Origin of the sequence: Krasilnikovia sp. MM14-A1259, from assembly GCF_047159535.1 — a bacterium.
GTDB lineage: Bacteria > Actinomycetota > Actinomycetes > Mycobacteriales > Micromonosporaceae > Actinoplanes.
On the sequence record NZ_BAAGAJ010000002.1, the window covers coordinates 7,697,959 to 7,721,753 of the forward strand.

General features: G+C 68.5%; 18 protein-coding genes. 3 read left to right on the forward strand and 15 right to left on the reverse strand.

Translation table 11 applies throughout. The annotated features are described in order from the left end of the window. Nucleotides 1–44: 44 nt before the first annotated feature. From ACMCNK_RS34755 to ACMCNK_RS34825, 15 genes are all read right to left on the reverse strand, one after another. Nucleotides 45–440 (reverse strand): hypothetical protein, encoded by a 396-nt coding sequence (locus ACMCNK_RS34755; protein WP_412740566.1) that lies wholly within the window; start codon nucleotides 438–440, stop codon nucleotides 45–47. 226 nt (nucleotides 441–666) lie between these two features. Continuing rightward, nucleotides 667–1,470, reverse strand: coding sequence for an SDR family oxidoreductase (locus tag ACMCNK_RS34760; RefSeq protein WP_412740567.1), 804 nt, complete (start codon nucleotides 1,468–1,470; stop codon nucleotides 667–669). Next, nucleotides 1,467–1,739, reverse strand: coding sequence for a phosphopantetheine-binding protein (locus ACMCNK_RS34765; protein ID WP_412740568.1), 273 nt, complete (start codon nucleotides 1,737–1,739; stop codon nucleotides 1,467–1,469). The genes ACMCNK_RS34760 and ACMCNK_RS34765 overlap by 4 nt, the downstream gene beginning before the upstream one ends. After that, complete coding sequence (locus ACMCNK_RS34770; RefSeq protein ID WP_412740569.1) at nucleotides 1,717–2,541, reverse strand: SDR family oxidoreductase; 825 nt, start codon at nucleotides 2,539–2,541, stop codon at nucleotides 1,717–1,719. Before ACMCNK_RS34770 ends, ACMCNK_RS34765 begins: the two co-directional genes overlap by 23 nt. After that, on the reverse strand, nucleotides 2,531–3,244 hold the full coding sequence (locus ACMCNK_RS34775; RefSeq protein ID WP_412740570.1) for a polyketide synthase: 714 nt from the start codon (nucleotides 3,242–3,244) through the stop codon (nucleotides 2,531–2,533). Before ACMCNK_RS34775 ends, ACMCNK_RS34770 begins: the two co-directional genes overlap by 11 nt. Next, nucleotides 3,235–3,897 carry an enoyl-CoA hydratase/isomerase family protein gene (locus ACMCNK_RS34780; RefSeq protein ID WP_412740571.1) on the reverse strand — a complete coding sequence of 221 codons (663 nt, stop codon included), beginning with the start codon at nucleotides 3,895–3,897 and terminating at the stop codon, nucleotides 3,235–3,237. The genes ACMCNK_RS34775 and ACMCNK_RS34780 overlap by 10 nt, the downstream gene beginning before the upstream one ends. Then, nucleotides 3,888–5,108 (reverse strand): hydroxymethylglutaryl-CoA synthase family protein, encoded by a 1,221-nt coding sequence (locus ACMCNK_RS34785; RefSeq protein WP_412740572.1) that lies wholly within the window; start codon nucleotides 5,106–5,108, stop codon nucleotides 3,888–3,890. Before ACMCNK_RS34785 ends, ACMCNK_RS34780 begins: the two co-directional genes overlap by 10 nt. Beyond that, a complete protein-coding gene (locus tag ACMCNK_RS34790; protein WP_412740573.1) occupies nucleotides 5,105–5,845 on the reverse strand; it encodes an SDR family oxidoreductase in 741 nt (246 codons plus the stop codon). Before ACMCNK_RS34790 ends, ACMCNK_RS34785 begins: the two co-directional genes overlap by 4 nt. Beyond that, nucleotides 5,845–7,155, reverse strand: a complete 1,311-nt coding sequence (locus ACMCNK_RS34795) for a beta-ketoacyl-[acyl-carrier-protein] synthase family protein (protein ID WP_412740574.1) — start codon at nucleotides 7,153–7,155, stop codon at nucleotides 5,845–5,847. The genes ACMCNK_RS34790 and ACMCNK_RS34795 overlap by 1 nt, the downstream gene beginning before the upstream one ends. Further along, entirely contained in the window at nucleotides 7,152–7,682 is a 531-nt protein-coding gene (locus tag ACMCNK_RS34800; protein ID WP_412740575.1) for a 3-hydroxyacyl-ACP dehydratase FabZ family protein, read from the reverse strand. The genes ACMCNK_RS34795 and ACMCNK_RS34800 overlap by 4 nt, the downstream gene beginning before the upstream one ends. Then, nucleotides 7,672–9,882, reverse strand: coding sequence for an aminotransferase class I/II-fold pyridoxal phosphate-dependent enzyme (locus tag ACMCNK_RS34805; RefSeq protein ID WP_412740576.1), 2,211 nt, complete (start codon nucleotides 9,880–9,882; stop codon nucleotides 7,672–7,674). The genes ACMCNK_RS34800 and ACMCNK_RS34805 overlap by 11 nt, the downstream gene beginning before the upstream one ends. Further along, the gene (locus ACMCNK_RS34810) at nucleotides 9,879–10,589 is read right to left on the reverse strand and encodes a hypothetical protein (protein WP_412740577.1); all 711 of its coding nucleotides are present in this window, start codon (nucleotides 10,587–10,589) and stop codon (nucleotides 9,879–9,881) included. The genes ACMCNK_RS34805 and ACMCNK_RS34810 overlap by 4 nt, the downstream gene beginning before the upstream one ends. After that, nucleotides 10,586–12,184, reverse strand: a complete 1,599-nt coding sequence (locus ACMCNK_RS34815) for an aminotransferase class I/II-fold pyridoxal phosphate-dependent enzyme (RefSeq protein WP_412740578.1) — start codon at nucleotides 12,182–12,184, stop codon at nucleotides 10,586–10,588. The genes ACMCNK_RS34810 and ACMCNK_RS34815 overlap by 4 nt, the downstream gene beginning before the upstream one ends. Before the next feature lie 187 nt (nucleotides 12,185–12,371). After that, a complete protein-coding gene (locus tag ACMCNK_RS34820) occupies nucleotides 12,372–13,463 on the reverse strand; it encodes an SGNH/GDSL hydrolase family protein (RefSeq protein ID WP_412740579.1) in 1,092 nt (363 codons plus the stop codon). 381 nt (nucleotides 13,464–13,844) lie between these two features. Further along, nucleotides 13,845–14,039: a hypothetical protein gene (locus tag ACMCNK_RS34825; RefSeq protein WP_412740580.1), complete on the reverse strand. Its 195-nt coding sequence runs from the start codon at nucleotides 14,037–14,039 to the stop codon at nucleotides 13,845–13,847. Here ACMCNK_RS34825 and ACMCNK_RS34830 point away from each other — a divergent pair. The 3 genes from ACMCNK_RS34830 to ACMCNK_RS34840 all read left to right on the forward strand — a co-directional run bounded on the left by ACMCNK_RS34830 (nucleotide 14,038) and on the right by ACMCNK_RS34840 (nucleotide 23,770). Continuing rightward, nucleotides 14,038–14,613: an OST-HTH/LOTUS domain-containing protein gene (locus ACMCNK_RS34830; protein ID WP_412740581.1), complete on the forward strand. Its 576-nt coding sequence runs from the start codon at nucleotides 14,038–14,040 to the stop codon at nucleotides 14,611–14,613. The two genes, ACMCNK_RS34825 and ACMCNK_RS34830, sit on opposite strands and share 2 nt — an antisense overlap. Nucleotides 14,614–14,789: 176 nt before the next feature. Continuing rightward, the gene (locus ACMCNK_RS34835; RefSeq protein WP_412740582.1) at nucleotides 14,790–15,932 is read left to right on the forward strand and encodes a Dyp-type peroxidase; all 1,143 of its coding nucleotides are present in this window, start codon (nucleotides 14,790–14,792) and stop codon (nucleotides 15,930–15,932) included. A 56-nt stretch (nucleotides 15,933–15,988) separates the two neighbouring features. Beyond that, nucleotides 15,989–23,770, forward strand: a complete 7,782-nt coding sequence (locus ACMCNK_RS34840) for an RHS repeat-associated core domain-containing protein (protein ID WP_412740583.1) — start codon at nucleotides 15,989–15,991, stop codon at nucleotides 23,768–23,770. Nucleotides 23,771–23,795: the final 25 nt, after the last annotated feature.

Here is a 23,795-nt window from a genome sequence, read left to right on the forward strand (position 1 = left end):
CGCCTCCGGCGGAGGATCAGGGGCGGCGATGCGTCCGACGGCGGTCATCCGAAGAAGAACCGGCGGACCTCTGGACGGAGGAGGTTGACCATGATGCATGACGCCACCACGAGCAGGAGGACCGCCGCAATGCCCGTGAAGGGGCCGAGGATGGAGCCGACGGCGATGAAAAGGCTGACCACCTCCGCGACGACGGCAAGGATCCAGCCGAGCACCAGGCCCCGGCGGAACATCCAGGCCGACGTGCCCAGCGCGAACGGGACGCACAGCAGGATCACGTAGACGATGACGAACCTGTCGCCACGATCCGGCCCCATCGCGCGGGTCAAAAACTGCATCAACAACGTCATGAAGAGCAGAACGAGCAACGTCAGGTACATCTGCAGCAACAGCAGTGCTCGGGTCTGCTCGACGAGGCGAGGCAAGTCCGGTCGTGTCATGGCGAGTGAATGTAGCCCACCGGGACAGTGAAGAAAATGGCCTTGCGGCCGGAAAGAATGGTCGAGGTGAGAGGTCCGCTCAAGGCAATATAAGTTGCCGCAAGATACAAAAGGGCCCCTCCCGCACCAGGTCCTGCACAACATTCGATGTGCTAGCCTGCGGCCGGGCCAAGGTGCGCCACTTGCCCGACAGCCGGTCGGCGACGTCTGCAGGCCCAAACACAAATCACCCGGGAATGACTCGGCGAGCGTCGAATAGGCGCATCAGGTTGTCGTCGAAGGCGGTGCCGCGGTCAACAGTCAGCACCTGTCCGTTGACGGCGTCCATGAGTCCGGAACAGAGACCGACCACCGCATCGGCGACGTCCTCAGCCTCGACGAACCGGTCCTCAGACGCGTACCGGGCGGCTGTCTCGACGAGGCGGCCGCCGAACTGCGCCTCGAACGACGCGGTGCGAACCGCTCGCGAGCGGATCGCGTTGATGGTGACGTTCTCGTCGCGAAGGTGCCAGCTCAGATAGCGGACCAGTGTCTCGAGCACAGACTTGGCGGCGGCGGCGAAATCGTACCGGAATGAGAACGCGTCGGGGCCGTCCGACGATATCGCGACGAGATGACGGGGCCACACGCCAAAGGTGTCGCGCAGGCCCCGGGCGTAGGCCACCAGCGGCCAGGCGCCGCGGGAGATGCTCTGCAGCAGTGCACGCTCGTCGTAGTCCTGCAGAGAGCGCGGGGCGGTAGCCGTTGACGCATTGCTGACGAACACGTCGACGTGCTCGACCTGCCGGGCCAGCTGACCCAGTAACGCGACGGTGTCCTCAGCGCGCCCGACGTCGGCCTGGATGACGAGCGGCGGACGCAACCGGCGCTCACGAAATCGCGCGGCGACCTCCTCGTCGGGGACGCTGCCCCAGGCATGCGTGAGCACCACCCCGGCACCGTGCTCGGCGAGGGCGAGTCCGGTGGCCAAACCTATGCCGCGCGTCCCGCCGGTGATGAGTGCCACTCGCCCGTCGAGATCGGGCGTCACGAGCCGCTCGTCGCCTGCGCCCGGGCGTGCAGCAGATCGACGAGCTCATCGATGTTTGTCAGCGCGTTCAGCTCCGTGCGCGGGACCTTGATGCGTAGTTCGCGCATGGTGCTCGAGACGACCTCGACGATGTCGATGCTGTTTGCGCCCAGGTCCTTCATCGACCGCGAGGTGTCGACGTTCTCCGGATCGACGCCGTCCACGGCCCGCGCCAGGAAACGGAGCACGGTGCGTCTGATCTGTTCCTTATCGATCTTGTGCACGGTCACTTCCCCGATCGCTCGAGTGCGTTGCATGATGGCGCATGATGTTGTCGTAAAAACGTGTTCCGTGATCGACGGTGAGGACCTGTCCGCGCATGCCGTCGAGGTAACCGCTGCACAACGCGAGGATCACGTTCGCCACCTCGTCCGTACGCTGAAGCAGTCCCGGGGTGTGGAAACGACGAGCGGTCTCCACGAACTCCGGACCGACGGTCGCGGTGAGCGACTCCGTCTCGACCCAGCGCGGACGAACGCCGTTGACCAGGCATCCTTCGTCGCGGAGGCGGTGCGCCAGGTAGCGTACGAGCGTTTCCAGCACGGCCTTGGCCGAAGCGGCGAAGTCGTAGTTGCTGTGGTACTCGTCGACGCCGCACGACGAGACCGCTACGGCGTAGCGGGGCCAGCGGGAGAAGCGGCGGCGGGCGGCTTGAAGGTGGCTTGCCAGCGGCCAAGCGCTGTATTCGATGCTTTGCAGCAGCCCCTTCAGCTCGTAGTCGTCGATGCCATGAACGAGTTGCGCAAAGCCGACGTTGGAGACGAGGGCGAAGAGTTCCGTATGGGTCCGGCCGATGACGTCGAAGACCTCGGCCGTGGCTTCCGGCGACGTCACGTCGGCTTCGAGAATCGTCGGAGGGCGGGCACCGGCAGCAGCGAAGGCGGCCGCGATGTCGTCGGGATCCGCGCTTCCCCATCGGTACGTCACGACAACGTCGGCTTGCTGGCATGCGAACGCGAGGGCGGTGGCGAGTCCGATACCGGCAGTGCCTCCGGTGACAAGTACGGACTTGTCTTTGAGCTCATTGCGCACGTGGGGCCCCCGGAGAAGGTGCGAAGCAGACCGCGTGCATCTCCGTCTCGACCCGGTGGGCGTCGTCGAACGCGGCCAGCCAAGGCCGGCTCAATTCCCGCTTGAGCAGGGTGAGCGGGGTACGGGGCTGGTCGGCGAGACGCAGCGCGATCTCACGCGCCCGGGGCCACGCCTCCGACCTGGGCAGCACGTAGTTGAAGCCGTGGGCGACGAGGTCCACACCCCGGCGGGGCTCGCCGGTGAGCAGCATCTCGTGCGCCATGACGGGCGACATCACGCGCTCAAGCAGTCGGGTGGCGCCCATGCCCGGGGTGAAGCCGTGGTTGACGAAGGTCGTTCCGTAGCGGCTCTCTCTGGCGATCAGCACGATGTCCGCGCACAACCCGAGGATCAGCCCACCCCCGATCGCGTGGCCTTCCATGGCGGCGATGAGCGGGACCTCGACACCGAGTAGGGCACGAGGAAGGTTGAGCTCGCTGGGCTTGGTGACCCCGCCGACGAGATCCCGGAGAACGTCGTCGCTGGCGCCGCGGGAGAAGACCCCGGTCAGCCCGCGCAGCACGATCACCCGAACCTCGTCGTCGATGGCGCACGCATCCCGCAGCGCTTCCACCATCGCGTGGTCGAGCGCGTTTCCGCCCGCCGAATCCACCAGGTGCACGACCCGTACGCCACGGTCGTCGCGGATGTCGATCAGCGCCACAGCGGCTCCCCGCTCCGGTATCGCGCGAGCCGGTTCCGCACCTCGGCATCGGCGAGGCGCCACCGGGTCCGCTCGGCGCCTTCCGCCACCGCCAGCAGCGGAGCAGTCGATTCCTTGAGGAGCCGGACGGCGCCCAGGTCGGTTCTGCGCAACCGGCGGAGGGCTGCGTGCAGATCTTCCGCGCTCGCCACGGCGTCCGCAAGCCCGGTGGCTACGGCATCCTCGGCGCCGAGACACTCCGCCGTGAGCGCGAGCCAGCGCAGCCTGGCTTCAGGTACGCGCTCGGCGAGCAGGGGCCAGATCGCGGCCGGCGTCAGGCCGAGGTACAGCTCGGTGAGGGCGAAACTTGACGTGGTCGTCGCCAGCACCCGGTCACACGCCGCCGCCAATCCGACCCCGGCCCCACGTGCCGCGCCCTGTACGAAGGCGACCGCGGGAGGTCCGCAACGGATCGCACGTACGCAACGGACGAAGGAATCGACGAGTGCGGAGCCCAGGTCGGCCGTCCCGGCATGGTCCTCGTCGAGAGAGAGCCCGAGGCAGAACGTCACCTCGTCGCCGCGAATCACGATCGGCTCCTGCGCCTGGTCGATGACTTCGGCGAGAGCGCACAACGACGTCGACGTCAACGCGTGGGGGAGTGTCACGTCCATGCGTACTCCCGAACCCATTGCCGCACTCCCCGCAGCGCGAGACGGCCCCGGCCTGCCCAGTTGCGCTCCCAATGTCCGGGCGGCATCGCCCGGTCCGGGGTGAAGTCCGGTTCGCTGACCGAGGCGTCGCGGGTACGTTCGAGGGCCTCGTATTCGGCAACGTCGATGGTCTGCCGCTCGTCGAGCAGGGCGGCGAGTCGTGCCTCGGCGGCGATTTCCCTGGCGCGCGGGCCGACCCTGCCGCGGTAGAACTCCGCGCATGACCCGGAACCGAAGCTGAAGATCCCAATGGGATCGCCGGGGCGCAGGTCGTCGCGGATGTCGATGGCAGCGAGCAGGCTCAGGAACGTGCTTGATCCGTACACGCCCCCGGTGCGGCGGTGGTAACACAGGCCGGGAAGGCTCCTGCGCTCGAAGTCCGCCCAGGCCTCATCGCGCGAGGGTGCATGCCCGCGCCCGAGCAGACGTCTGTGCGCCCGGAAGGTGATCCCGCCGAACGGCGCGTGATAGACGACATGTGCGAAGTCCGCGAAATCCACCTTCTCACCGGCCTCCTGGAAGGCGTCGTAGGCATCCTCGACCCCCTCCAGATAGGCGAAGAGGCTCTCCGTGGAATTGCCGGTTTCGATGCTCCGGCCCGGCCGGATCACGTCGGTCACCTCGGCGGCGTACACGCCCGTACGGTCGGTCTCGATCGCGAGGAAGTCCGGCCGATCCGAGAGCAGGATCGCAGCCGCACCCGCGCCGAGGACGTATTCGTGGGCCGTACCCAGTCCCAGCAGGCTTGCGTCGGTGCCGATGACGAGCGCCTTCCTATTTCGGCCGACGTTGGTGGCCAGCCACGCGAGGGCCATCTGCACCGCCGCGGTGACGCTGTAGCAGGCGTGCTTGATCTCGAAGTTCCGGCACGTGGTGGGCAGGCCCAGGAAGCGGTGTACCCAGGTGCTGATCGGCTTCTCCAGGTCCACGGGGGTCTCGGTGCCGACGATGAGCAGGCCGATCACCGATCGGTCCTCCTCCGACACGAGCGGGCGCGCCGCATTGGTCGCCATGGTGACGGGATCCTCCCAGGCAGGCATGACCGAACGCTCCCGGACCAGAAGGTGCCCGAGCGTTTCGGCCGGGTGGTGCCCCCGGGCCGCGCACAGATCCTCGAAGCGAAGGGTCAACGTCGAGGGATGGACGCGGATCCTTTCGATTCCGAACGTCATGCCGTCCAATCCAATCCGCCGGTCACGGGCAACTCCTGACCGTTCACGAAGCTGGCGTCGTCCGAGGCGAGGAAGAGCACGACCCGGGCGATTTCGTCGAGCTCGCCCATCCGCCCGGCCGGGCAGTAGGTGGTCCAGAAGCGTTTGTGCTCTTCGTCCATGTCGTTCCTGGTCATGTCGGTATCGAAGAATCCCGGCACGACCACGTTGGCGGTGATGTTTCTGCGGCCGTACTCTTTGGCGAGCGTTCTCGCAAGGCCGACAAGGCCGGCCTTGCTGGCACAGTAGTTCGCCTGTCCGCTCATGCCGTGCTGGGCAACGGATCCGATGAAGACGAACCGACCGGCGCGCCTACTCAGGAATACGGGCAGGAATGCGCGCGCGACGAAGAAGCTGCCGGTGAGGTTGGTGTCCAGGACCACGGACCAGTCCTGGTCGCTCATGGTCGCGGCGAGCCCGTTGCGCAGTACGCCGGCGTTGCTCACGACGGCGCGAACGGTGTCGAAGTCAGCGAGAACCTGCTCCGCCACCTGGTCGACGGCTGAGGAGTCGCTGACGTCGAGCGGATATGCGCGACAGCGGACACCGGGGGTCTCGGCGGCGGACCAGGCGAGCACGGCCTCGGCGTCGTCGCGGCCGTGTCGATACGTGAACGCCACCTGCTCACCTCCGGCCAGGGCGGCCTGGACGATGCCGCGCCCGAGCCCGCGGGATCCGCCGGTGACGAAGAGTGTCATCACTCCGCCTCGGGGTTGCGCAGGATGGCGACGCAGTTGGTACCACCGAAGCCGAACGAGTTCTTCATGAGGTGTCCGATCGCATGATTCGTCGCGCCGCCTCGGCAGACATCCAGGTCGATCTCCTCGTCAAGGTCGTCGATGTTGATGGAGGGGTGAAGCCGGCCCGCGCGCATCTGGAGAACGGCGGCCACGATCTCGACCGTGGGCGCAGACCACGTCGTGTGACCGATCATCGACTTCGTAGCGTTGATCTTCAGCCGTGGGGCGTGTGCCCCGAACACCTCGCGGATCGAGCGGATCTCGGTGATGTCGCCGAGCGGGGTCGAGGTGGCGTGCGCGCTGATGTAGTCGATCTGCTCGGGGGCGAGACCACACAGGTCGAGCAGGCGGCGGGTCAGAGCGGTCTGCGCCTCGGCGCAGGGTTGCGGGTCCCGGCGTGCGTGGGCATTGGCCTCCACGCCGACGACTTCGGCGTAGATCCGAGCGCCCCGGGAGGACGCGTGTTCCCACTCCTCAAGAACGAGCGCGCCGCAGCCGTGGGCGGGAACGAAGCCTTCTCGCCGCCGGTCGAAGGGGCGGCTGGCCAGCGCGGGGGTGTCGTTGAAGGAGGTGTGGCTGACCGCGCCGATCAGCGCCATCGCGTGCAGATCGACGGGGGAGAAGTCGACGGGCGGAGCCACGACGAACGCGGCGCGCATCCCGTGGTGTCGGATCTCGTCGACCGCCATGCGCAGGGCATGGTTGCCGCTCGCGCACGCCCCGCCGACCGTGTAGATAGGTCCCCGCAGGTTCAACACTTCCGACACGCAGCCGGCGTGATCGGTGTCGAGCGAGCTCAACGACAGCAGGCCGTCGATGAAATCGGGTTCCGTCTCGAACTCCCTTGCGTTCCGATAGACATGGCCGCTGGTGAGGTTGTGGCCGGCGACGGCAAGCGCCGTCCGGTCGGCCGACGTGGAGCCGAACCAGCGCGCGTCCAGTGCCGCACGCGCTGCGCACAGCATGCCCATCGCGGTGCCCCAGGGCAGGCGTGCGGTGAAGTTGCGCAGCCGGCACCAGGTCTGTTCATCGAGAAGACCCTCGAGACAGCGGACCGCGGCGGCCACATCGTAGTCGCCCAGGTCGCCTCCGATCTTGCAATAGCTGCGCGCGACCGGAATGCTGCGCCAGCGCGCGATCGCGGAGCGTCCCGCCACCAGCGCGTCGTGAAACCCGTCGAGCGTATCGGCGAGCGGAGTGACCACGCTCATTCCGGTGAGGGCAACGCGTGTCCCGTCCCGCGAGGCAGCTGGAAAGCGCACGGTCACTGGTTCTCACCCTGCCCGAAATAGACCTCGACCACGCCGGTGGCGCAGAGGGCGTCGTCGCACCAGACCTGGCCCGCGATGACTCCGGTGAGCGCGTCCTGCTCCAGTGCGCAGGCATCGAGCGTGATCGTCTCGCCGGGTCCGACGGGCCGAAGGAAACAGGCGTGATGGATCTTGAATAGTCGCGCATCGACCGGGCCGACGCCGGTGGTGAGGTCGCCACCGTGCGCATCGAGCCAGGCCAAACCCAGTCCGAGCTGCCCCAGGCTTTCCAGGAGCAGCACGCCAGGGTAGATCGGCGCACCTGGGAAGTGCCCGCCGAAGAAGGGATCGTCGCGTGCGACATGACGTCGACCGCGGATGGTCTTGTGCTCCAGGTCGAAACTTACGATGTCGTCGACCAGCCGCATGGGTTCACGATGAGGAATCATGCGCTCCACGGTTTCGACGCCCAGGCGAAGGTTGTCGCCGTTCGGGGACATGAGCCGCTCGCGGCGCAGGCGACGCGCGATGTGGTCAATGTCCATGGAGACCTTCGAGTGCTTCGACGGTGCGGCTCCAGTGCGACGTCGACACCCGCGGCTCGGCGCGCCACGGCGCGCGCAACAGATCGGTGAGGACCGTACCCGGGCCGACCTCGACAAACAGAGCGTCCCGGCCGCCGCCGGGAATCTCGCGCAGAGCGCGATCGACAGATGCACGCCAGCGCACCGGTTCGCAGACATGCCGGCACAGCATGTCGGTGAGGAGGCCGGGACCGGGGTCGGTCACCGGCTCGGCGGTGACGTTGGGCAGATAGGAGTGGCGCGCCGGCCGCCAGGGGGTCGCTTCGAGATGCGGGCGCAACGCGTCTGCCACCGGCCGGTATAGGGAGCTGTGCATGGGATGAAGGGCGTCGATGATGACCACACGGGCGAATGTCTCGCGTTCGATGAGCGCGATCGCCGCCCGCACCGCGCCCGTTTCGCCGGCGATGACGTTCTGGGTGGGGGAGTTGAGGTTGACTATCTCGACGGCCCGGGTGCGCTCGTCGAGGTCGAGGGCTTCCTCGAGCTCCCCGAGCTCCAGTGGGAACATCGCGGCCATCGCCCCGGAGGGACCCCGGTCATAAGCGGCGCCACGGGCGGCCACGAGCCGTACGCCGTCCGCGAAGTCGAGGGCGCCGATGTGGACCAGATGGTTGTACTCACCCAGGCTCAAACCGAGCGACCGTCCGCCGTCCCCGTGCACGCGCTGCAGGGCGCGCAGGTGCACATGGGTGGTGAGGAACACCGCCACCTGCAGATCCTCGTTGCCGCGCGGCCGCACCTCGTCCAGCCACCCCGAGAGGTCCCGCCCGAGGGCGGCGGAGCTCGTCGCCAGAACCTCCTGTGTGAGTTCGGGCCACATTACCCGTGCGTCCCGGAGCATGTGCGGGTCGAAGGAACTCTGACCGGGAAACATCAGGACCGAGGTCCGGCCGGCGTCGCTGGGCGTCTTCCGTACCGCCGGGGGCCGGCCCACGACGACGCGGTCGAGGATGTCCAGCGCCTCCTGGAGGTCCGCGCGCTGGTGTGCCGCGGTGATGCAGGCCCGGAAACAGAGGCGGGCCTCGGGCACGGAGGGGTAGTCGAACGGCGCGAGGAACAGACCCGCGCGCCGCAACGCCTGTCCGAGTTCATACAGGCGGCGCCGATCCGATCCGACGATGATCGGGATCACCTGCGCGGCGGAGGCGCCAGTGTCGATACCGATGCTTTGCAGCTGGGCACGGAACCAGTCGGCTTCGGCGAGAACCCGTGCCCGACGCTGCGGCTCCCGGACGGCGATGCGGAGCGCGGTTTCCACCCCCGCCACGACCGGTGCGGACAACGCGCACGAGAACGCATACGGATTCGCATAGCAACGCAGATAGTCCAGCGTCTCCACCGGGCCGGCAGCGAAGCCACCCAACGCTGCGAAGCTCTTGGAGAACGTCCCGTAGATCAGCCCCGTCTCCTCCTCGAGACCGAAGTGGTCGACCACACCTCCGCCGCGCTCGCCGAGGACCAAGATCGAGTGTGCCTCGTCGATCATGACCTGGACCTTGTGCCCGCGAGCCACCGCCGCGATCGCGGGCAGTGCCACAACGTCGCCGAACACCGAATAGACGCCCTCGACAACGACGACACGGCGGCGGTCGCTGGTCTGGGTGAGCACCCGATCCAGATCCTCGGGGTCGTTGTGGGCGAACGTCCGGACCTGTGCGCCGGCGACCCGGGCGCCATCGTGCAGGCAGATGTGCGCGTCTGCGTCCAGGACCGCGATGTCGCCACGCCGCAACAGGCCGCCAAGGCAGCCGAGCGCCCCACCGAAACCGCTGTTGAACAGCATCGCGTCCGGCTTTCCGACCAGGTGCGCGAGCCTCGCCTCCAGAGCGCGGTGCAACGGGGTGAGGCCCGACAGCAGCGGTGAGCCGCACGTCCCCAGCCCGAAGCGGCGCAGCGCCGCCGTCGCCGCGTCGAGCACCTCAGGGTGGCGCGCCAGCCCCAGGTAGTTGTAGGAGGCGAGGTTGATTACCTGGCGCGGTACACCGTCAACAAGAATGCGGGTGCGTGGACCCGGGCCCTCCGTCATCACGGGCTCGTACTGAGCTGTCGCCCAGGCCGTCTCCCGCCGCCACCGGGCGAACTCCTCGTCCGGGACGAGGGGGTCGTCTGAGAAACCGACGAGGAAGTCGGCAAGGCTGAAGTCGGTGGCGTCGGTCATCGAGATCCACCCGAAGGCGTCAGCCGCATTTGGCGGGGCGCGTAGTACTTCATCACCGATGTCCCGGAGGGGGCGGTGTACATCTGGCGTACACAGCGGGCCGTGCCGACATCGAGTTCGCCGAAAAACGGGTGATGGGCCAGGCGGGTGTCGGGATGCGGGGGTCGCTGATGATCGGCATAGGACCCGAACCACTCGACCCACCCCTGCCAGAGTCCATCGCTGTCGTGCGAGAACACCTGGACTCTGAGGAGGCCATCACGCCACCCGACTCCGGACGCCGATGAGGCCAGGGTGAAGATCGGGCCACGGTCGTCCGCAACGGCACATGACGCATGCAGGCGATCGACCCGGGCGCGCAGCCCGGGACAATTCACGACCGGCATACGGTCGACACGCCGCGCCCAATCGTCGAACTGCGCGCAGTCGGAGGCAGTCCGCACGGCGAAGGCTGCGACGTCCGGACGCGCTTCCCCGTCCGCCACCCGCGGGTGGACGACGACCTCGCATGTGATCTCGTGAAAAGTGGGAAGTACGTCGATGTTGCCCCCCTCGAAACGCAGGAGGCTCACCCAGAGCAGCCCGACTCCCGGCCGGGGCTCGACGACCTGCAAGGGCGGCGGGACGAGCGGAGCGAGCTGTTCGGTCGGCATCTCGAAGACGAACGCATGGTCCGAGTCGACATACCAGGGCACGGAGTCGGTCATGAAAGAGCCTCCCTGCCGAATCCGAAATGTCGCGCCGCCTCGATGACGCGACCGGCGGCGCCATCGATCTGTGCGGGCGTGTGCTCCGAGGTGACGAACATGCGTAGACGTGCCTCGCCGCTGGGAACGGCAGGGAAGGTCAGCACCCCGACGTCGAGCCCGCGGCGCTGGAGCCAGTCGGTGATCGGGATTGCCTTGCGCTCGTCACCGAACCGGACCGGGACGACCCAGCTGCGTGAGGTGCCCACGTCCACGCGGCCTTCGAGAGCGGCTCGCAGCCGCCGGGCGTTGTCCCTCACCCGTGTGCGGCGACCAGCACCGTCGGCCCCCGCGGCCAGCGTCGTCGTGCACACGAGACCGCCGGCCACCGCCGGGTCCAGTGCGCAGGAGAACGCACGACAGCGCGCGTACCAGTTCACGTAGCGGGCGATGGGCTCGCGGGCCCACAAGGCGCCCCCGACGCCGCCGAACGCTTTCGACAGCGTCATCACGATCATGTCGACCTCGTCTAGAACGCCTTGCTCCTCGCAGACTCCGCGCCCGCCCGCGCCCGCGACCAGCATCGAGTGGGCCTCGTCGACAAGCAGTCGCGCGCCGTGTCGGTGCGCTACGGCGAGCAGGTCGGCGACGCGTCCGTGATCGCCGTCCGCGCTGTAGATTCCTTCGACGCAGACCAGCACACGCGTCCCCCTGCAGGCGGGAGACTGCAGGACGCGAGCCAGGTCCTGAGGATCGTTGTGCTCAAAATAGCGAATCGTGGCCCCGGACAGCTTGGCGCCGTCGAAGATCGAGATGTGCGCAGACCGATCGCACACCACCGTGTGGCCGGCTCGCACTAGCGCGGACACGGTCCCGAGATTCGCCCCGTATCCCGAGGAGAACAGGCTGATGGCGCGGCCCGGCAGGCCGAAGTGCGTGATCAGTGCAGCCTCGAGCGCCTGGTGCACCGGCAGCGTTCCACCGATCACCGGGGACGCGGCCGCCCCGAGCCCGTACGCGTCGAGTGCGGTCTTGGCCTGGGCAATGACAGCCGGGTGGTGTGCATACCCGAGGTAGTCGTACGTCGAGAAGCGCAACTCGGCGACGTGCGGCGCCTCGAACGGATACGTGTCCCGCTCTCTCAGGGACTCCTGCCATCGGGAGAACGCGTCCACCTCCGACAGCGCGGCACCGGTTCCGACAGCGAACGCATCGAGCGTCAGCTCGTACGGGTCCGGGGGAGCTTTCGCCGCCGCTTCCAGCAGCGCCAGTTGGTTGCGTCGACTCACCGCTTGCTCCAGCATCCGCACCAGCTGCCCGAGCGGCATGTCGATCCGCATGGTCGACAACGGGATACGCACCCTCAACTCTCGAAGCGTTGCTGCGATGGCCGTCGTCGCGTCGACGCTCGACACCCCCAGTTCCACCAGCGTGCACTCGGGCGTTGCGTCATTCGGTAAGGCGTCGCCCAGCACTCCGGCGAACTGACGCCTCAATGTGGCAAATATGTCGTCATTGATGGCAGGGCCCTGAGAGAAGTTGGATTGTCTGCTGGTCATCGACTCTCCCCCGAAGGGATGATGATGGGGCAGAAGCAGGCTGTAATCGTCCGTCAAAGGGCCAATCCTGCGGACGATGGCAGGCTATCAGTAGCCACAACCCCGGTCAATGGACAATCATCTATATACGTGTGAGTTGTTTTCCTGTCGATTTTTGCGGTTGTGTAGATCGATTGAAAGCGGCGTCCAGGACCCCGGCATCAGCCATGGACGGCGCTGTGGTGGCGAACTTCGCCGGCGGCCGTTACGACGGGTCAACCCGTGGAGCGTCGATGGCGTGGGCGTGGGCGTCGTCGGTGATGAGGCGTACCTGTCCGTCGGTTCCGCGTACGCAGCGGGCGCTGGGCGCGGGTAGGGCCTGGAAGTCCCGCAGACATCCCGCGAGATAGCCGTAGCCGACGGCCTTGGGGTGCAGGGATTGGGAGACCAGCTGCGGTCCCACGCCTGCCCTCAGGCCCGACAGGTCCACGAAGACTCCCCACATCCATTCCTGATCGTGATCGATTCCCGGTGCACACACCTGTCGGCCGTCCAGTGCGGCTGTGAGATCGAGGAACCGCACCCCTGGCACGGATACGGCTGCCGAGCGTAGATTCTCGGCAATCATGGGAAATACGGTGTCGTGCACCCACGCGATGTCAGAGTCCTGGAATGGGCAGCCGTTCAGGGCGCGCGCTGCGCCGGGGTAGCGCGTCGTTGTGCTCGCCGGCGACGGATAGGACTGCAAAATCAACTGGTAGGAGTCGTCCCGATATCCTGCCTGACGCATGACCGTGCGGATGTCCCACAGATCATCGATGATGCGTTGCTCGATGGTCGCGAGCCGTTGCGGCAGCCTCTTGTCCCACCATCGCGCGCATCGCTGATGGCTCAGGTAGGCCACGATGCACTGGATGGTCAGCCCCGCCGTGGGAATGTCGTTGGCGCCGACGGTCAGCAGGATGCTGCGGACGTCGTATCGGCGGGCGGTGGTCTTGAGCTGCTCGGCCTGCGGCGGTTCACCGTACCGGCTGGTGCCGCCGAGGCGTACGTCATCGGTGGTGGCGGCAGAGCAGGCCAGATTGACCGCAGTGGTGACCCCGGCCGGTTCGGCTTGGTTGATCTCGGCGGCCGGCGACCGGTGGCACCAATGGCCGAAGTCGTTGCTTCCCGGCTCGTAGTCGCCGCCGCCCTCGCCGGCCGACAAGCTGTCGCCCATCGCGACGATGGCGGTCGGGCGTGCCGGCCCGGCATGCGCTGCGGTCGGGGAGACGGCCGTCGCGGTGATGGCAAAAGCTCCCGCGACCAGCGCGGCGAGCGGGCGGCAACGTTGACCGCGACGATGGTGTGGTGTCATCTCACGTTCCCTCATTCGATGTCACTGACGCGACGCAGAGTGGAGTGTGGGAGAAGAGCGCGATGTGGACCCTGTGGACAAATGATCGCGAGCCGACTCTACGAACTATATTTACAGCTATCAATGCGAGGGCGTAGGTGATCCAAGACACACCCGCGCCTGCTGGCCCATCAAGGTTCGATTGATCACCGGCCAACCGGGCGCGGCGGGTTCCGTCGGGTGCCTATCGGTGCGCGCGGAGGGCAACTGCCCGGGGCTGCGTCAGTTCAATCGGCGGCGACTCAACTGTTCCCGCACGGCAACCCTGGGTGAATCAGCTGTTCCCGGTCCGGCAGCAAGGACCCACGGTGGCAGGGCCAGGCGTACGCTCGACGGCGTGGATCAAGAAGAGCGCATTGCCTGTTCCTCGACTACGAGAATCTGGCGCTGGGTGTTCGTGACCACCTCGGCGGCATGACGTTCGAGCTGCGGCCCATCGCCGATGCGATCGCCGAACGCGGGCGGGTGGTCGTACGCCGGGCATACGCCGACTGGTCGTACTTCGACGAGGACCGGCGGATGCTCACCCGCTCGCATGTCGAGCTCATCGACATCCCGCAGCGCATGGCCGCGCGAGTGGGAATCCGAGCCGCAGCCGGCCGCGGACGTGTCTGCCCGCGATGTGGACGCGCTCGCGGTCCTCGTGGCGCAAACGGTGGCCGGTCTGCAGCGCGGCGCGAGCGGCGCGGTTTCGTCCTCGACGATCAAGCGCACCCTGCTCCGGAAGGACCCGACCTTCAATGAAGCCGATTACGGATTTCGTGCCTTCGGTGAACTCCTGCGCCATCTCGCCGACAAGAACGTGGTCGAGCTGAGCGAGGGACGGGCCAAGGGCGACCCGGACGCGACACTGCCCGAGCACGGCGACCGGGAAGCAGCGTTCGGCCTGCTGCGTTCGGTGGTCCTCGACCTGGCCTGCGGTGGCAGCCCGGTGGCGCTGTCGGGTCTCAAGAATCAGCTGCGCAAGGTACGGCCCGACTTCAGCGAGAAGAAACTCGGCTACCGCAGCTTCCTCCAGTTCTGCAAGGCGGCGGCGACCAGCGGAGCCGTCGAGCTGGAGTGGAGCTCCGACACCGAGGACTACCTCCTCACCGCAGAAACGGAAGCCTGAGCGCTGCGCTCATGCAACTCCGCCGTGATGAGCCGAGTCCAGGGGCCGGGATTTTCCGGCGGCCGTCCCGTATCTGTCAAGATATTCAGTCCTGATTGGAATCCGTGCGGAGACCCCCCGGCCTCCGTAGGTTCGGCGGCGACGTGTTGATGCGGCCGGCAATCGGGGGCTGATCAGTGGGCATCGATGCTTGCCACACCCGGACGGCGGTCAGCCGCCGGACGGTGCTGGCCAGTGCTGTGGCGCTCACTACAGGCGGGCTGGCCGCCTGCGCGGGGACGGAACGAGCCGCGCCGGTGGCCCCGACCGTCTCCGAGCCGACGCCGCAAGGACCGCATCAGCCCGGCATTCTCACGCCGCCGCCGGCCGCGGCCATGGTCACCGCGGTGGAATTGCGCGCCACCGATCGAGCCGGACTCACCGGCGCGCTGCGCGCGATCACCGAGATCGTCGCCACGGCTGATGACGTGGAGGTGACCGTGGCCGTCGGCGGCAGCCTCTTCGATCACCGCTTCGGGCTGGCCGCGGTGCGCCCACGCCGCCTCAGCGCCATGCCGTCGTTCCCCAACGACGCGCTCGAACCCGCACTCTGCCACGGCGACCTGCTGGTGCAGGCCGGGGGCCCGGACGCGGCCTCGGTCACCGCGGTCACCGAACGGGTGACCGCGGCGGCGGGCCGGAGGCGCTGGCAGGTGAGTGGCGCGCACCGGGACCGGGCCGAGACGGTCACCGGCCGACACACGGAACGCAACCTGTTCGGCTTCCGCGAGGGCGCAGGCAACCCGGACGTCACCGATGCGGCCGAAATGGACCGGGTGCTCTGGGCTGGACCGGACGAACCCGCCTGGACCGCCGGGGGCACGTACCAGGTGATCCGCCTCATCCGGTTCGCCACCCAGCTGTGGGCGGCCGAGCCGACGGCCCGGCAGGAAGCCATCTTCGGCCGCACCAGGGACGGAGACGTGCCGCTGGGCCACCGCTACGAGACCGACCAGATCGACTACGGCACCGACCAGGGCGGCCGGCTGATCCCCCTGGACGCCCACATCCGGCGCGCCAATCCGCGCACCGCCGACACCGCGGACAGCGCCATGCTGCGCCGTGGCTTCACCTACGACCGCGGACCGGCCGACCAGGGGCTGGTCTTCGTCTGCTTCCAGCAGGACCTGGAACGCAGTTTCGCCACAGTGCAGCGCCGCCTCACCGGCGCCGCCCTCGACCGGTACGTGCTGCCGGTGGGCGGCGGCTACTTCTTCGCCCTTCCGGGTGTGTCCGCGGATCCCGCGGATCATCTCGGACGCGGCTTGGTCACCACCTGAGCCATCGCCGCCGCACGAGCCGCCTGAGCCATCGCCACCGACACGGGGAGCCCGCCATGACCTGCCGGATCGTCGACCGTCCCGTCCGCTCGCTCGCCCTGACCGCCGTGCTGCTGATTCTGGCCGCCCTGCTGCCCGTCTCCGGTCACAAGGCGGCGCTGGCCGCCCCCAAGGCGTCCGCGGCCCTGCCGTCGAACCCAGCGCACTACTCCTACGACGCCGCCGGGCGGCTCACGGGAGCCTCGCAGGACAACAGCGGCTCCTCGGCCGCCAGGTACCACTACGACGCCAACGGCAACATCACCTCGATCGACCGGTACGCGGCGTCCACACTCGCCATATCCAGCCTGGTCCCGGCCCGCGCCGCGCCCGGCGCCACGGTGACCATCTCCGGCACCGGCTTCGCCACCACAACCGCCGGCAACACCGTCGCGTTCAACGGCACGACGGCCACGGTCAAGACCGCCTCGGCGACCGCGCTCACCGTCACCGTGCCCAGTGGCGCCGCCACCGGCACGGTCAAGGTCACCACCTCGGCGGGCACCGCCACCAGCGACGACGCGTTCACCGTGGATGCCGCCCCGGCCGCGGTGACGGTCGGCGCGCTCACTCCGGCCATCGGCGCGGCCGGCGCCTCGGTCAGCATCTTCGGCACCGGCTTCGCCACCACCCCGGCCGCCAACACGGTCACGTTCGGGCTGACCCGGGCCGTGATCACCGCGGCCACCGCGACCAGGCTGACCGTCACCGTGCCCGACGCGGCCTCCTCGGGCGCAGTGACCGTGGCCACGGGCGGCGTTTCCGCGCAGAGCGCCGGCGACTTCATCGTGGTGCCGCGCGGCTACACCGCCGACAAGATCGGCCCGACCCCGGTGCTGACCGCCGACGGCGCCTCCTCCACGGTGAACATCAGCAGCGCCGGGACGGTCGCGCTGCTGCGCTTCGCCGGCACCAAAGGCCAGCGGCTGAGCCTGGGCCTGACCGGTTCGACGATCTCCACCAACTTCACGGTGGGCGCGTTCTCCCCGTACGGGGCCCCGTACGCCCGTGGCTACTACGGCTACGACAAGCCGATCGACTACCAGCACCTGTACGGCGCCGGGCTGGAACTGCCGCCGCTGCCCAGCACCGGCGTCTACCAGGTGGTGATCGACCCGCTCGGCGCGACCGGCTCCGTCGTGGCCACGCTGTCCACCCGGCCCACCGGCACCCTGGACCCGTCCGGCCCCGGCACCACGCTCACCCTGGGCCGCCTCGGCCAGCTCGCCGAGGCATCGTTCCCGGCCACCGCCGGCCAAGCGGTCGACCTGGGCTTCACCGTCGGCACCCTGCCGGCCGGCACCAAGCTGATGGCCGCGCTGCGCGACCCCCACGGCACCACCGTCTTCTGGGGCCAGGACGGCATCACGTACCAGGAGTTCGCCACCGACGGCGGCGGCGACTTCGACTTCACCCCGGCCGAGACCGGCACCTACACGGTGATCTTCGGGGTCGAGGGCACCAACACCGGGACGGTCACGGTCACCGAGTCGCATCCGCTGGCCCCGGTCGCGACCAGCATCGGCGCCACCAGCACGATCACGATCAACCGGCCCGGACAGGACGCCCAGCTGACCTTCACCGGCACGGCCGGCCAGCAGCTCGGCCTCGACCTGGGCAACTACACGTTCGCGTACGCCCCGATGGTGACCCTGACCGCACCGGACGGGTCCACGGTCTGGCACGGCTTCATGTCCTCGCTGCACAAGGATTTCCCGGCGCTGCCGGCCACCGGAACCTACCTGCTGCGGGTCAGCCCCGAGGCGCAGACCGGCACGTTCACGGTACGGCTGTCCGTCGCCGGCGACGCGGGCGCCATCAGCCCGACCGGTGCCGCCGTTAACGTGCCGTTCTCGCAGGCCGGGGCTGCCGAGGCGGTCACGTTCGCGGCCACCGCCGGGCAGACCCTGGACTTCGCGCTCGGCGGCTGGTCACTGCCCGGCACGGCCACGGTGACCGCGACCGTCTCCGACCCCAGCGGCAATGTCGTGCTGCAGAACCAGATCGGCGCCAACGGGGTGCTCTGGGTCCGGCCCACCGCCACGGGCACCTACCGGCTGCTGATGTCGGTCACCGACGGGCACAGCACCGGCGCGGTCTCGCTCACCGCCTCGGTCGAGACCGACGGCGGCGCGCTCACCGTGGCCGCCACCAAGACGGTCACCTCGACCCGCGCGGGGCAGAGCACCAGGTTCACCGTCAACGGCACCGCCGGGCAGCACCTCAGCCTCACCTTCACCGCGTACGCCTACGCCAGCGTGGTCGACGTCCTGGTGATCAAGCCCGACGGCACCGTCTTCGCGAACACGTTCATCAGCACCACCCAGCTCGACCTCGACGCGCTCCCGACGGCCGGCACCTACACCGTGATCATCGGGCCGCTCGCGCAGACCGGATCCACCCAGCTCACCCTGGAACAGCGGATCGACGCGGGCGCCACCACGGTGGGCGGCGCGGCGAAGACGCTGAGCATGAGCTCGGCCGGCAGCATCGCCGAGACCAGCTTCACCGCGACCGCGGGGCAGCGCCTCAGCTTCGGATTCACCGGACGTACGTTCCCGGCCGCCACCAAGCTGCGGACACGGGTGCTGGACGCCGCCGGCACCGTGCTGATCGACTACAACCTGCTCCCCGACAACTCGCTCGACCTGACCATGCCGGCCGCCGGCACCTACCGGCTGCTCGTGGCCCCGGACGGCTTCGGCACCGGCTCCGAGACGTTCACGCTGTCCGCACAGGTCAACGCGGGCACCATCACGGTCGGCGGAAGCAAGAACCTGACGTTCGCCCGAGCCGGCCAGAGCCAGTACCTGACGTTCGCCGGCACTGCAGGACAGAACCTGGCGCTCGGCTTCACCAACGTGACCACGCCGTACTACCCGTCGGTGCTGGTCAAGAAGCCGGATGGCAGCACCCTGACCAGCTCGGGCGGCGCCGGGACCGTGAACGTGGCCACGCTGCCCAGCTCCGGGACGTACGAGGTCACGCTGAGCCCGTACTCGGCGACCGGTGCCGTCACCGTCACGCTGGCCACCCGCTCGGCTACGGCCGCGCCACAGGTTACGGGCGGCAAGCGGTCGGCCACGCAGGCGCAGCCGATCGCGCCGTTGCCCACACCGGCCGCCAGTGCCACGGCCAAGGCGCTGCGCCCGCTGAAGCAGCCGCCGCAACTGGGCGGCACGGCCGCGCCACCCAAGCCCGCCACCACCGACACCTGGACGCCGGACCCGCGCAACCTTTCCGGTCAGGACTGGACGACCCACCGCAGCGACCCGACCAGGCACGACGTGACGCCGCCGCCGCTGCGCGCAGCCCACGGCGCGACCGCGCTGGCCGGCCGGCTGCTCACCCTGGACGGCCGGCCGCTCAAGGGCGCCGCCGTCAGTATCGACAGCACCCATACCACCACCGACGTGGCCGGCCGGTTCTTGCTCTCCGGGCTCCACGCCGGTCACCGGGTGCTGCGCGCCGACGGCTCCACCGCCGGCAAGTACGGCCTGTACGACATCGGCGTGGACGTGACCGCGAGCACGACCGCGGTGTTGCCGTACCCGATCTGGATGACCCGGCTGGACACCGCGCACGAGGTGACGTTCCCATCGCCGACTTCAAAGGACACGGTGATCACCACCCCGGCGATCCCGGGCCTGGAGGTGCACCTGCCGGCCGGCACGACCGTACGTGATGTCAACGGCGCCGTGGTCACCAAGCTCGGCATCACCGCGATCCCGATCGACCGGCCGCCGTTCCCGTTGCCCAGCTCGCACGTGCCGGTCTACTTCACGGTCCAGCCCGGCAGCTCGTACGTCTTCCCGACCGGCGCGCGCGTGGTCTACCCGAACTACACCCACGCGAAGCCGGGCGCCTCGTTCGACTTCTGGCACTACGACCCGGCCGGGCGCGGCTGGTTCGTCTACGGCCACGGCAAGGTAACCCCGGACGGCAAGCAGGTCCAGCCGGACGCCAAGACGGTGGTCTACCAGTTCACCGGCGCCATGCTGGTCGAGCCCGGGGTGGATCCGCCGCCGGACATCGCGCCCACCCCCGACGGCGGCACGCCCGGCGCCGACCCGGTCGACCTGGGCACCGGCCAGTTGCTCGACGCCCACACCGACCTGACCGTGCCGGACACCATGCCGATCTCGGTGACCCGCACGTACGACCAAAGCGACACCGGCCGACGGGCCTTCGGCGTCGGCGTGAACTTCGCCTACAACATGTACCTCTACGCCGACCGGGAATGGCTGGACGGCTACGTGATCATGCCGAACGCCGCCCGTGTCCACTACCACCGGATCACCCCCGGCGGCCTGGGTGGATACGACTACCTGGATGCGGTCTTCGCCGCCGACCCGACGCCGACCGCGTTCAACGGTTCCGTCATGGCGTACAACGGTAACGGTTTCGAGGTCCGCCTGCGCGACGGCACCACCTACCTCTTCGGTGAGGAGGCGCCGCTGCAGGCGATCCGGGACCGCTTCGGCAACACCACGACGATCACCCGCGCACCGGCGGCTGCCGACCCCGACGGCGTCGTGCGCGCCAAAGGCCCGATCACGCAGATCACCTCACCCAACGGGCGCTGGGTGGCGTTCAGCAACGACGCGGCAGGCCGGATCACCAGGGCCACGGACAACACCGGCCGCAGCGTGTCCTACGCGTACGACGCCAACGGCCACCTGACCACCGTCACGGACGTCAACGGCGGAACCACCGCGTACGCCTACGACGGCTCCGGCCGCATCGCGAGCATCCGGGACCCGCGTGGCACGGCCTATCTGACCAACACGTACGACGCGGCCGGCCGGGTGGCCAAGCAGACCCTGGCCGATGGCAGCACGTACCAGCTGGCGTACACGACCGGAGCCGACGGCAAGATCACCGAAACCCGGCTGGCCGACGGCCGCGGCCAGGTCCGCCGGGTGAGCTTCAACGCCGACGGCTACCCGGTCACCGACACGGCCGCCGACGGCACCCCCGGCGCCCAGACCACCACGGTGGCCCGGGACAGCGGCAGCAACCTGGTCACCGCGGTGACCGACGCGCTGAACCGCCGCACCGAATTCCGCTACGACCCCTACGGCAACCTGACCGGCGTCACCCAGCTCGCCGGCACGTCCGGCGCTCGCACGGCCGCCTTCACGTACGGCGCCTTCGACCGGCTCACCAAGCAGACCGACTGGCTGGGACACAGCACCACCTACGCCTACACGGCCGACGGCGCCCTTCAGACCATCACCGACCCGCTCGATCACGTGACCACAGTGGACGCCGCGGAAGACGGACAGGTCACCAAGGTCACGGACGCGCTCGGCAAGGCAACCGGCTACGAGTACCTGCTCGGCGACCCGGTCCGGTCGACCGATTCGCTGGGCCGCGTCGCCACCGGCGTACTTGACGGGGCCGGACGGGTGATCACGGCGACCGACCCGACCGGCAGCACCACCCGCGCCACCTACGACGCGATGGGGCACGCCCTGACCGTCACCGACCCGCTCGACCAGGTCGCCAGCCACACGTACGACCCCAACGGCAACCTGACCAAGGTCACCGACCCGCGCGGCAACGCCACCGCGTACACCTACGACGCGATGGACCGGGTCACGAAGGTGACCGACCCGCTCGGCCGGGCCACCAGCTACACCTACGACGCGAACGGCAACCCCGCCACGGTCACCGATGCCCGCGGCAAGCTGACCCGGTACACCTACGACAACCTGGACCGGCTCACACTCGTCCAGTTCGGCGCCACGACCGGCGGCGCGGCCGAGTCGCAGACGGCGTACACGTATGACGCCGGGAACCGGGTCCGCACGGTCGTCGACAGCGCCGGCGGCACCACCACGGTCACCCCGGACGACCTCGACCGCCCCACCCGCGTCGTCTCACCCCAGGGCCAGATCGACTACGAGTACGACAGCGGCGGCCGACGCACCAGCATGACCGTCGCCGGGCAGCCCCGGGTCACCTACGGCTACGACAACGCCGACGAGCTGACCTCGGAGAACCAGGGCAGCACGGCGGTCACCCTGGGTTACGACGCCGACGGGCGGCGCATCACCCGCGGTCTGCCGTCCGCCACCCAGACCTACGCGTACGACGCGGCGGGCCAGCTGAGCAGCATCACCTACGCCAACGGGTCGGCCACTCTCGGAAACCTGACCTACACGTACGACGCCGACGGGCGCCCGGTGTCGCTGGGCGGCAGCTACGCCCGCACCGACATTCCGGCGGCCTTCGGCCCGGCCACCTACGACGCGGCCAACCAGCTCGCCACGCTGGGCTCGGCCACCTACACGTACGACAACGCGGGCGATCTGACCTCGGACGGCACCACCAGTTACGGCTGGAACGCCCGGGGTCAGCTGACTTCCCTGAACCGCACCGGCCTGTCCGTCACCTTCGGCTACGACGGCGTGGGCACCCGCACCAGCAGGACCGCCGGAGGCGCCACGACCGGCTACCTGTCGGACGGCTACAACCTGGTGCAGGAGCTGTCCGGAACCACGCCGAGCGCCAACCTCCTGACCGGTTCCCTGGATGACACGTTCGTGCGCACCCCGGTGAGCGGAAGCTCCCAGTCCCTGCTCACCGACGGTCTCGGCTCCACGCTGGCCACGGCCACGGGCAGCGGGACGATCGCGGGGGAGTACACCTACCAGCCGTACGGTGCGACCACCGCCACCGGAAACGATGCTGGCAACACGGCTCGCTTCACCGGCCGCACCGACGACGGCACCGGGCTGTACTACTACCGCAACCGCTACTACGACCCGTCCAGCGGCCGGTTCCTCTCGCCCGACCCGCTCGGCCAGCTCACTGGAACCAACCCGTACGCGTATGTGAACGACCAACCGACCGACCTGACCGACCCGTTCGGACTCAAGCCCGAGGGCGAGGAGAACCAGGGCGATCCGGAGTCTTGCCCGTCTCCGAACAGCTTCACCGGGGACACGCCCGTACTCATGGCCGACGGCACCACCAAGCCGATCAGCCGGATCAAACTGGGCGAACGCGTCCAGTCGAACGATCCACACGTAGGCGAGTCCGGGGCGCACCCCGTGACCGCTCTGATCCGTGGCGACGGCGAGAAGCGACTGATCGACGTCACCTTGGACGGGCTTCAACCGTCCAAGGCGTTGACCGCCACGGCGGGACACGTGTTCTGGGTCGACAGCGACGGCAATCCGAACACCCCGGGGGGCGAATGGGTCCACGCTGGCGAGCTGCGCCGCGGCCAATGGCTGAGGACGGCAGACGGCCACCTTGTCCGAGTGGCAGGCACGCACGCCCACAGTCAGCACGCCACGGTCTACAACCTCACCGTCGACGACCTCCACACGTACTATGTGCTCGCCGGCACCACGCCGGTGCTGGTACATAACGTTGATCTAGGTGCGCTAAATTCGTGTCCCGTTTCTCCCACAACCCATTGGGCGGACGTATCGGTACATGATTCTGAGGGGAACATTATTTACGATTACTCCGTTCGGAGTGGCGCGCAACGGCCCTCGGAAGCTGCGGTTGGTCGAGGTGGGGAAACTCTGAGTCATACAGAAAATCGAGTGGCGAGAATGTCTGGTGGTGTTCCGAGTTACGGAAGTCGGATCGTTGGTGACGATGAGTTCTTTATGGAGAAGCCGGTTCCGGAAGGTGGGCATGTCGTGATCCAGGGATCTAGGCCTCCGTGTTCGAGTTGTCAAGGTGCGATGAATCGCGCGGCGGAGGACACCGGTTCAACCTTTACCTACTTCTGGGAGCATGAGTTTGGGGTGCGAGTCTGGCAGAGTACGAGATGAGCCGCGCTAGGGTGCATGTATTCGG

Excerpts from the sequence above, each read along its gene's own strand:
- ACMCNK_RS34755 (WP_412740566.1), bottom strand. The coding sequence starts at position 440 with ATGACACGACCGGACTTGCCTCGCCTCGTCGAGCAGACCCGAGCACTG.
- ACMCNK_RS34780 (WP_412740571.1), bottom strand. The coding sequence starts at position 3,897 with ATGGACGTGACACTCCCCCACGCGTTGACGTCGACGTCGTTGTGCGCT.
- ACMCNK_RS34785 (WP_412740572.1), bottom strand. The coding sequence starts at position 5,108 with ATGACGTTCGGAATCGAAAGGATCCGCGTCCATCCCTCGACGTTGACC.
- ACMCNK_RS34790 (WP_412740573.1), bottom strand. The coding sequence starts at position 5,845 with ATGACACTCTTCGTCACCGGCGGATCCCGCGGGCTCGGGCGCGGCATC.
- ACMCNK_RS34800 (WP_412740575.1), bottom strand. The coding sequence starts at position 7,682 with ATGGACATTGACCACATCGCGCGTCGCCTGCGCCGCGAGCGGCTCATG.
- ACMCNK_RS34805 (WP_412740576.1), bottom strand. The coding sequence starts at position 9,882 with ATGACCGACGCCACCGACTTCAGCCTTGCCGACTTCCTCGTCGGTTTC.
- ACMCNK_RS34810 (WP_412740577.1), bottom strand. The coding sequence starts at position 10,589 with ATGACCGACTCCGTGCCCTGGTATGTCGACTCGGACCATGCGTTCGTC.
- ACMCNK_RS34820 (WP_412740579.1), bottom strand. The coding sequence starts at position 13,463 with ATGACACCACACCATCGTCGCGGTCAACGTTGCCGCCCGCTCGCCGCG.
- ACMCNK_RS34830 (WP_412740581.1), top strand. The coding sequence starts at position 14,038 with ATGTCGAGCTCATCGACATCCCGCAGCGCATGGCCGCGCGAGTGGGAA.
- ACMCNK_RS34825 (WP_412740580.1), bottom strand. The coding sequence starts at position 14,039 with ATGCGAGCGGGTGAGCATCCGCCGGTCCTCGTCGAAGTACGACCAGTC.
- ACMCNK_RS34840 (WP_412740583.1), top strand. The coding sequence starts at position 15,989 with ATGACCTGCCGGATCGTCGACCGTCCCGTCCGCTCGCTCGCCCTGACC.